This window comes from Aliarcobacter sp. (genome assembly GCF_041672065.1).
Classification (GTDB): Bacteria; Campylobacterota; Campylobacteria; order Campylobacterales; family Arcobacteraceae; genus Aliarcobacter; species Aliarcobacter skirrowii.
Map to the genome: position 1 here is coordinate 1 of NZ_JBAZAH010000065.1, position 9354 is coordinate 9354.

Below are 9354 nucleotides of genomic sequence, written 5' to 3' on the forward strand. Positions count from 1 at the left end.
TTTTTCAAGCACACTATTTATTTAGAGGATTTAGTGCAATTGAGAATCTTCAAATAGCAACACTATTAAGCAAAGAGAAGATTGATAATAGACTTTTAGAGCAGTTAGATATAACTCATGTTTTAAATCAAGGTGTTGGAGAGCTTAGTGGTGGACAGCAACAAAGATTGTCAATTGCAAGAATTTTAATGAAAAAACCAAATATAATATTTGCAGATGAACCAACGGGAAATTTAGATAAAAAAACTGCAAATATAGTTATGAATACACTTTTTGAATATATAAAAAATAATAATGCGGCACTTGTTTTAGTTACTCATGAAGATGATTTAGCTTTCAAGTGTGATAGAGTTTTTAAGTTGGAGGATTTAAGCTTGAAGGAGATTTTAAAATGAAATTGCTTCTAATTTGTAATACAGCAATAATTGAGCATATATTTAATTTAGTTTGTAAAAGATTAGGAATTGATTTAAATATTGAAAGAAATACAAAATTTCAAGGTAAATTTGACTTTATTGTTGTTGATCAACTTTTTATTGGAAGTGATTTTTTAAAGTTAAAAAGATTTACAAAAAAACTTGCAGCTATTAACTCTGAAGAGTTAAGCTATGACCTTCCAAGCGATTTTGTAGTTCCTAGACCTTTTTTACCAACAAAACTTGAAGCTATATTAAAAGAGCAGATAAAGATTTTAAAAGATGAGATTGAAAATGGTCACAATTTTGATACATTTAAAGATAGTTTAGTTAAAGATAACTATATTGAAGATTCGCAAAGTTTTAATGAGATGCAAGAAAAAGAGAGTGATTTAGCTGAGGATTTTTTTGAAACTTTAATTGAAGATGATTTTGATGATGGTTTTTTTAGAAAAAATGATTTAGATGATGAGAGTATTGTATCTTTAAACTCTATTAGACAAGGTGGAGTTCTAGATAAAAGTGAGTTAAAAAAGATAAATAGCTTTTTAGATGATAAAAGTGAGAATATACAAAAATTAGAAGAGAGAGATTGGAAAGATATCACTGATATTATTGATGATGCACTTGATGAAGTAAAAGATTATGAATTTGATTTAGAAAAAGAGGATTATACTTTAGTTTTAAATAGATTTAAAATGGATGAATTAAAGCCACTTTTGCTTAAATTAAATCAAAATATAATAGATAGATTAGCTAGAAATGAAGTTATAAATCTTAAAATTTCGCTAAAAGGAGAGTAATTTATGAATGAACTAAGAGGTGCGGTATTAATTGTTTCAGGACCTAGTGGTTGTGGAAAATCTACTCTATTAAAAGAAGTTATAAAAAATATTCCAAATCTATATTTTTCTATCTCTACAACAACAAGAGAGCCAAGAGAAGCAGAAGAGGATGGAATTGATTACTTTTTTGTAAGTAAAGAGAAGTTTGAAGAGGATATAAAAGATGCAAACTTTTTAGAGTATGCAAAAGTTCATGACAACTATTATGGGACTTCACTTAAACCAGTAATTGAAGCCTTAAATGCTGGAAAATTAGTTATATTTGATATTGATGTTCAAGGACACAAAATTATAAGAAAAAAACTTCAAAATCTAATAACTTCTGTATTTATTACAACTCCAACAAAAAAGATATTAGAACAAAGATTAGTTGCAAGAGCAACTGATAGTGAAGATAGTATTAATAAAAGAGTTGAAAATGCAAGAGTTGAGATGGAGGAGTTTTTAGATTATGATTATTTAATTGTAAATGAAAACTTAAATGAGGCAAAAAAACAGATTTTGGCTATTGCAACAGCTGCAAGAGTAAAGTCAAAACTATATTCAAAAGATGAGATAGTAAATAGTTGGCTAGAAGCCTAAACTATCTCTTCAAATGTTAAAGGCTTGTCAAAATAGTAACCTTGAGAGTAGTCTATACTTAGAGCCTTAACTTTTTCATAAATATTTTCAGTTGCTACAAACTCAGCAATTGTTTTTATATGAAAATCCTTAGCAATACTTGCGATTGTTCTTACAATTATCTCAAGCTCTTTTGAGTTGTGAATATCTTTTATTAATGAGCCATCTATTTTTACAAAACTAATATCTAACTTTGATAAAATATGAAAATTTGAGTAGCCAGCACCAAAATCATCAATACCAACTTTACAACTATATTTAGATACATTTGTAATAAAATCTTTTATGATATTAAAATCTATAATCTCTTCACTCTCCAATAGTTCAAACTCAAGATTGTTTACAAACTCTCTGTTTTTTTCTAAAAAGTCATAAATATATTTTTTTGTTTTATCATCTATTAAATCTACATAAGAGATATTTATAGATACTTTTTTCTTTTTCTCTTTTATTAGTTTTAAAGAGTCATCTAAAATAACTTTTACAATATTTTGATAAAGTCTAGTTTTTTTTGCAACTTCTAAAAACTCATAAGGACCGTGAACTTTTCCATCAAGACTTATGTATCTAATAAGTGCTTCATATTTTAAAACTTCTTTAGTTTTTGTATCAACAATAGGTTGAAAAAATGCTTTTAATAAGTTCTCTTTAAAACCTTGTTTTAAAAGTTTTATCCACATAATATTTTGCTCAAAAGATTTATGAATATTATATGAATCCTCATAAATCATAATTTTTTGGAATTTTTTTCTAGCATAGTTTATAATTCTTTTTGTATATTTATAAGCTTGTTCTCCATCACCTTTTGCAATACCAATTGTAACATTTACATCAATCTCATTATCATCAATTAAAAAAGCATCACTTTCAATCGTATCTAGAAAATCTCTACAGATTACAAAAAAAGTATCTATATCAATAGGATTTTTTGGACTTACGGCAAATTTATCCGACTCAATTCTATAAAGAGAAAAATCTTTTGAACTAAAATAGTTTCTCATTTTTGATGCAAATTCAATTAAAATTTTATCTCCAACTTTTTCACCAAATAGATCATTTGTTGCTAAAAACTCATCAATATCCAAAAGTGCTAATAGATCATTGTTTGAGTATTTTAAATCTTTTTGAAGTCTATTTTTATTTGCAAGTTTTGTAAGATTATCTGTATATAAATCTTTTAACTCATGATAATTTAGGGATTGAAGCATTGCTTGAAGAAGTTTTGATATATCAATTGGTTTAAGAACATATTTATCAACACCAATATTTATGGCTTCAAGTAAATACTCTTTATTTGAAAATGCAGTTGCTATAATAATTGGAATTTTAGGATTTATCTCTTTAATTTTTTTAATCATATCCATACCTGATAAAATAGGCATATTTATATCGGTTATTATTAAATCAATACTATCTTGATGCTCTAAAAATAGATTAAATCCCTCTTCTCCATTTGAAGCAACATATTGCATTTTTGTAAATGATTTTAAGAATTCAGATGTAATATCTCTTAACTCTTTCTCATCTTCAGCATAAAGTACATTAACATTTTTTAGCCTATCTATCTCTTTGTTCATTAAACCACTCTTTGAAAATAAATAAGATATAATACTTAAATTTTTTTATATATAGTTTAATAATAAGCGGTTAGGAGACTTTTTTTGTCAAAAATAGTATGTAATCATTGTCATTTATCATTTGATAGTAGTGTAATGATAAAAGAGAATGATTTAAATTTTTGTTGCGGTGGTTGTCAAAGTGTTTATCATATTTTAAAAGATGAAAATCTTGACTCTTTTTATGAAAAGCTTGGAAATAAGAGCATAAAAGCTCCTCTTCAAATCTCTAATGATGATTTATCAAAATTTGACTCTCAAAATTTTTTAGATAATTACACATCAAAAACAAAAGATGGTTTTACTCAAATTGATTTAATACTTGAAGGAATTCATTGTGCTGCTTGTATTTGGTTAAATGAGAAGATTTTGTATGATACAAAAGGTGTTATTGAAGCAAATATCAATTTTACAACAAATAAAGCTAGAGTTGTTTTTAATAGTGATATTTTAAAGTTATCAGATATTATAAAAAAGATTAGAGCAATTGGTTACAACGCTTATGCTTATGATTCAAGTGTGGCTGATGTTCAGGCAAAAAAAGCGAAACAAGACTATTTTGTAAGAATGATGGTAGCTGTTGTTTGTACTATGAATATTATGATGCTAAGTGTTGCAAAATATACAGGTTTTTTTACAGGAATGAGCAATGAAGTAAAAGATATGATTCATTTTGCTGAGTTTATTCTAACAACTCCAGTTTTGTTTTATAGTGGGTTTGTTTTTTATAAAGGTGCTTATTATGGAGTAAAAAACCGTATGGTAAATATGGATTTACTTGTAAGTACAGGTGCATCTTTAACCTATCTTTACTCACTTAGTGTGATGCTTGGAGCAAAAGGTGAGAGCTATTTTGATTCAGTTGCTATGATTATAACTTTTGTTTTGGTTGGAAAATATCTTGAAGTTATTGGAAAAAAATCAGCAGTTGATACACTTGATAAAATAAAATCAACTCTACCTTTAGAAGCTGTTGTAATAGAGAATGGGAAAAAAGAGACAAGAGCTTTAAACTCTATAAAAGTTGGAGATATTATTGAACTTAAAATTGGAGAGAAAATTCCAGTTGATGGTAAAATTGTATTTGGAAGTGCATCATTTGATGAGTCAAGTTTAACAGGAGAATCAACTCCTGTTTATAAAAAACAAGATGATATTATATATAGTGGAACTGCTATTTTAGACTCTTTAATTCATTTTGAAGTTACAAAAGATTTTAAAAACTCTACTTTTTCATCAATTGTAACTTTACTTGAAGATTCACTAAATTCAAAACCAAAAATCCAAACTTTGGCAAATAAGCTATCAAGAGGGTTTAGTTTAACAATTCTTACTATTGCATTTGTTACTTTTTTGGTTTGGTACTACTTTGGTCTTGATTTAGGTTTTTACTTTGAAAATACAAATCAATTTGAAAGATCATTTATAACAGCTGTTTCAGTTGTTGTAATTGCTTGTCCTTGTGCTTTAGCACTTGCAACTCCAATGGCAAGTTTGGTTGGAATTTCACAATTAGCAAAAAAATCTTTGCTTTTAAAAGAGGCTAAATATATTGAGACAATTGCAAATGCAAATATTGTAGTTTTTGATAAAACAGGAACACTTACAAAAGGTGAGCTAAAAGTAGAAAATTCACAAATTTTTAGTGAAGATAAAAATATCTTAAATCTTTTATATTCACTTTTAGATAGTTCAAATCATCCAGTAAGCCTTGCTGTTAAAAAATATTTAGAAAAAAATTACTCTTTAGAAAAATTAACTTTAGAAGATGTAAAAAATATTGAAGCAAAAGGTTTAAGTGCAAAATATAAAGATTTATCTCTTTTGGGTGGAAATATAGAGCTTCAAAAAGAGTTTGGAATTGATATTGATTTTACAACTTTTAAAACTATATACTCTTTTTCAGTAGATAAAAAAATAGTTGCTATTTTTGAATTAAGTGATGAGATAAAAGATGATGCAAAAGAGCTAATAGATTATTTAAAGAGTAAAAATATAAAAAGTGTAATGCTAACTGGAGATAATGGTTTTGTTGCAAAAGAGGTTGCAAATGAGCTTAAAATAGATGAGTTCTATTTTAATCAAACTCCACAAAATAAAGCAGATTTTATTAAAAAACTAAAAGAAGATGGAAAAATTGTTGTAATGGTTGGGGATGGAGTTAATGATAGTGTTGCACTAGCTTCAAGTGATGTTGCAATTGCTATGGGAAATTCAGCTGATGTTTCAATGCTTGTATCTGATATTGTGATTTTAAATTCAAAATTAAAAGCACTAGAAGATACTTTTAAAATATCAAAAAAGACATATAAACATATTAAACAGAATTTGGCTTTTTCACTTATTTATAACTCTGTAACAATTCCTTTAGCAATGGCTGGATATGTTATTCCTCTTGTAGCAGCTCTTTCAATGAGTTTAAGCTCACTTGTAGTTATTTTTAACTCACTAAGAATTAAATTAAAGGATAAAAATGATTGATGATACACTATTTTTTATGTTAATTGTGGGACTTATAATCTCAGCTGGAATGTTACTTTTGTTTATTTGGGCAGCAAAAAATGGTCAATTTGATGATGCAAATAAAATTACAAGTGGTTTACTTTTTGATAGTGTTGATGATTTGAATGATGCTATAAAAAAAGAGCAGGCTATTAAAGATGCAAAAAAAGATAGCTTAGAGAAAGAAAAAGAGCAAAAAAAAAGAGGATAAGTAAAACTTATCCCCTTTGATTTAGTAAAATAATCTTAGATTATTTTCCCATATATTCAGCTAACTCTTTAATATCAGCATCACTTAATCTTGTTGCATAACCTTTCATAAGTGCTTTCATAGGACCACCATAAGATCCATCTTTATAACCATTTAAAGCTTTTACTATATTTTCTTTAGTTTGGTTAGCTGGAACAAACGATTTACTTTGAGTAGTTACATTTATTTCACCTTTAACTCCATGACATGCTTTACATGTAGCATAAGATGCTGGTGCAGCTGCAAAAGCAAATGCTGATAAAGCAACAGTTGTTAGAATGATTTTTTTCATCTTTTCTCCTTTAAAATTTTAAGCTGTATTCTAACTATATTTTCTTTGTAATTCTCTTAATAAAAAAGGTTAATAAATTATTACAATTAAAAATATATTAAATATAAATATATATTAAAGCCTATTTTGAATATATTACAAACTAAAAAAGGAAATAGCTTTTGGATAGTTTTGTGTTAGAGATAAAAAATCTAAAATTTGCTTACAAAAAAGGTAACTATATATTTTCAAACTTTAATTTAAATCTAAAAAAAGGTGAACTTATAACAATAATTGGAAAGAGTGGTAGTGGAAAATCAACACTTTTTGAACTTATTTTAGGAAATTTAAAACAGGAGTTTGGAGAGATAAAAAAGAGCAAAACAGCTATTATATTTCAAGATCCTTTTTCATCTTTTCATCCAACATATACTATTTATGAGCAGATAAAAGATGTTTTAAATAGAGATTTTAAAGATGAACTAGATAAGATTTTGCCAAAATTAAGTTTAGATATTGAGTTTTTATATAAAAAACCGTATGAGTTAAGTGGTGGTCAGCTTCAAAGATGCTCTATTTTAAGAGCAATTCTTTTAAAACCAGAGCTTCTTTTAGTTGATGAGCCAACATCAGCACTTGACAATATAATAGCTTATGAAACAATGAAGTTAATAGTTGAACTTCTTGATTCTTGTGCTGTTTTATTGGTGACTCACGATTTAGATATGGCAAAATGGTGTAGTAATAAAATTATAAGGCTGGAAGATGAAAAATAGTAACAAAGCTTTAGTTTTACTAAATATGGGTGGGGCTAGAAGCAAAGATGAATTAAAAATGTTTTTAACAAATATGTTTAATGATGAGAATATTTTAACAGTTAAAAGTGCACTTCTTAGAAAAATGATAGCTTTTTTTATAGTAACAAAGAGATTAAATAGTGCTTGGAAAAACTATGAGGAGATTGGAAATGCATCTCCAATTAATCCTTTAACAGAAAAGTTAGTAGAAAAGTGTAATGAGAAAATAGATGGATATAGAACATATCAAGTTATGAGATATACTCCACCTTTTGCAAAAGATGTTGTTGAGAAGTTAAAAGAGGATGGAATAAGTGAAGTTTTTTTACTTCCACTTTATCCGCAATACTCTACAACAACTACAAAATCTTCAATGGAGGATTTTTTAAAATATGCAAAAAATAGTTTTAAAATAAAGTCTATAAATGATTTTTATAAAAATGATAAATTTAACAACTGCATTGTAAATGAGATAGAGAGAAATATGCAAGAAGGTGTTAAATACAATCTTATTTTCTCAGCTCATGGACTTCCTCAAAAAATTGTTGATAATGGTGACCCATACCAAAAACAGATGATTGAACATGTTGAGATTTTAAGTAAAAAATTAAAAGAAAAAAATATAGATTTTAAATCTATAAATCTTGCTTATCAATCAAAAGTAGGTCCACTAAAATGGCTTGAACCTTCACTTGAAGATATGTTAAAAAACTTTGAAAATGATAATGTAATTATCTATCCACTATCATTTATTGTTGATAACTCTGAAACAGATTTTGAACTTGATATTGAATATAGAGAAGTTGCCGATGAGATTGGAATACTTGAGTATAAAGTTTGTAAGTGTGTAAATGATGGAGATGATTTTATAGAGGCTATAAAAGATATTATAAGCTAGAATTTTCTAGCTTATATTAAAGAATTTTAAAAGCCTCTTCTAAATCTAAAGTACCTTCATAAAAAGCTTTTCCAACAATTACTCCACCAATATTTCCATTTGCTTTACAGTTTTTGATATCTTCAATATCTTTAACTCCACCGCTTGCAATTGTGTAAACATTGCTAGCAAGTGCAATATCTTGCGTAAATTCAACATTAACTCCACAAAGCATACCATCTTTGCTTATATCTGTACAAATAATTGCTTCAACTCCAGCATTTGCAAACTCTTTTGCTAGGTCTGTAGCTTTCATTGTTGAAACTTCTGCCCAACCCTCAACTGCAACCATTCCATTTATTGCATCAATTCCAACAGCGATTGGATATTTTTTTGCCATATCTTTTACAAATTGTGGATCTTTAACAGCGATTGAACCAAGAATTAATCTATCAACTCCAAGTTCTAAATACATCTGAATAGTTTTTTCATCTCTTATCCCGCCACCAAGTTCAATTTTTAAATTACAGTTCTCTCTAATTTTTTTAATCTGCTCTAAGTTGGCTGGTTTTCCTTCAAATGCTCCATTTAAATCAACAATATGAACCCACTTACTTCCTAACTCTTCAAATCTTTTTGCCACTTGCCATGGCTCATCTGAGTAGATTTTTGCACTATCCATAAGCCCTTTGCTAAGTCTTACAGCCTTTCCATCTTTTAAATCAATCGCTGGTAATATATCCATAATTTCTCCTTTTTAAATAGTTCCTATTTAAAAAAGGAACTTTTTTCTCAATTACTACTTTTTATAGCGGGGATTGAAAATCCCCTAAAAAGTAGCAAAAACCTAAAGGGCTTTGAGAACAAAGCCTTTTTTATTATAAATTTATAAAGTTTTCTAATATTTTAAGTCCATTATTATGAGACTTTTCAGGATGAGGTTGAAATCCAAAAATATTATCTTTGTTTACAGCACTTACAAAATCATATCCATAATTTGTTGTTGCTATTGTATATTTGTCATCTGTAACGACATGATAAGAGTGTACAAAATATAAATATGGGTTTTGTAGATTTTTAAAAAGTGGATTATCTTTATTTACTGTTTTATTCCATCCCATATGTGGAATTTTTAAATCACTACTCATTTTTGATTTAT

The 9354-nt window shown here is 27.3% G+C and carries 11 protein-coding genes; 7 read left to right on the forward strand and 4 right to left on the reverse strand.

The window, feature by feature from the left end:
• From WC168_RS08510 to gmk, 3 genes are all read left to right on the forward strand, one after another.
• Positions 1–395 (forward strand): ATP-binding cassette domain-containing protein (locus WC168_RS08510; protein WP_372618670.1); only part of this gene is annotated, 395 nt, incomplete at its 5' end.
• Entirely contained in the window at positions 392–1219 is an 828-nt protein-coding gene (locus WC168_RS08515; RefSeq protein WP_372618672.1) for a hypothetical protein, read from the forward strand. The genes WC168_RS08510 and WC168_RS08515, both read left to right, overlap by 4 nt.
• A 3-nt stretch (positions 1220–1222) precedes the next feature.
• Complete coding sequence (gmk, locus tag WC168_RS08520) at positions 1223–1843, forward strand: guanylate kinase (RefSeq protein WP_066159068.1); 621 nt, start codon at positions 1223–1225, stop codon at positions 1841–1843.
• Here the strand turns inward: gmk and WC168_RS08525 are convergent.
• A complete protein-coding gene (locus WC168_RS08525; RefSeq protein WP_372618674.1) occupies positions 1840–3459 on the reverse strand; it encodes an EAL domain-containing protein in 1620 nt (539 codons plus the stop codon). The two genes, gmk and WC168_RS08525, sit on opposite strands and share 4 nt — an antisense overlap.
• An 84-nt stretch (positions 3460–3543) precedes the next feature.
• On the opposite strand from WC168_RS08525, the gene WC168_RS08530 reads away from it, so the two are divergent.
• Complete coding sequence (locus WC168_RS08530) at positions 3544–5979, forward strand: heavy metal translocating P-type ATPase (RefSeq protein ID WP_372618676.1); 2436 nt, start codon at positions 3544–3546, stop codon at positions 5977–5979.
• Entirely contained in the window at positions 5972–6211 is a 240-nt protein-coding gene (gene ccoS, locus WC168_RS08535; protein WP_066159062.1) for a cbb3-type cytochrome oxidase assembly protein CcoS, read from the forward strand. The genes WC168_RS08530 and ccoS overlap by 8 nt, the downstream gene beginning before the upstream one ends.
• A gap of 40 nt (positions 6212–6251) precedes the next feature.
• On the opposite strand, the gene WC168_RS08540 is transcribed toward ccoS, so the two are convergent.
• Positions 6252–6542: a c-type cytochrome gene (locus WC168_RS08540; protein ID WP_109066658.1), complete on the reverse strand. Its 291-nt coding sequence runs from the start codon at positions 6540–6542 to the stop codon at positions 6252–6254.
• A 161-nt stretch (positions 6543–6703) separates the two neighbouring features.
• Between WC168_RS08540 and WC168_RS08545 the strand changes: the two genes are divergently transcribed.
• Positions 6704–7297 (forward strand): ATP-binding cassette domain-containing protein, encoded by a 594-nt coding sequence (locus tag WC168_RS08545; protein ID WP_066354445.1) that lies wholly within the window; start codon positions 6704–6706, stop codon positions 7295–7297.
• A complete protein-coding gene (hemH, locus tag WC168_RS08550) occupies positions 7287–8216 on the forward strand; it encodes a ferrochelatase (RefSeq protein WP_279134131.1) in 930 nt (309 codons plus the stop codon). Before WC168_RS08545 ends, hemH begins: the two co-directional genes overlap by 11 nt.
• A gap of 16 nt (positions 8217–8232) precedes the next feature.
• Here the strand turns inward: hemH and hisA are convergent, their stop codons facing one another.
• Positions 8233–8940 carry a 1-(5-phosphoribosyl)-5-[(5-phosphoribosylamino)methylideneamino]imidazole-4-carboxamide isomerase gene (hisA, locus tag WC168_RS08555; RefSeq protein ID WP_279134134.1) on the reverse strand — a complete coding sequence of 236 codons (708 nt, stop codon included), beginning with the start codon at positions 8938–8940 and terminating at the stop codon, positions 8233–8235.
• A gap of 133 nt (positions 8941–9073) precedes the next feature.
• On the reverse strand, positions 9074–9354 hold a 281-nt coding region (hisH, locus tag WC168_RS08560; RefSeq protein ID WP_372618679.1), incomplete at its 5' end, for an imidazole glycerol phosphate synthase subunit HisH.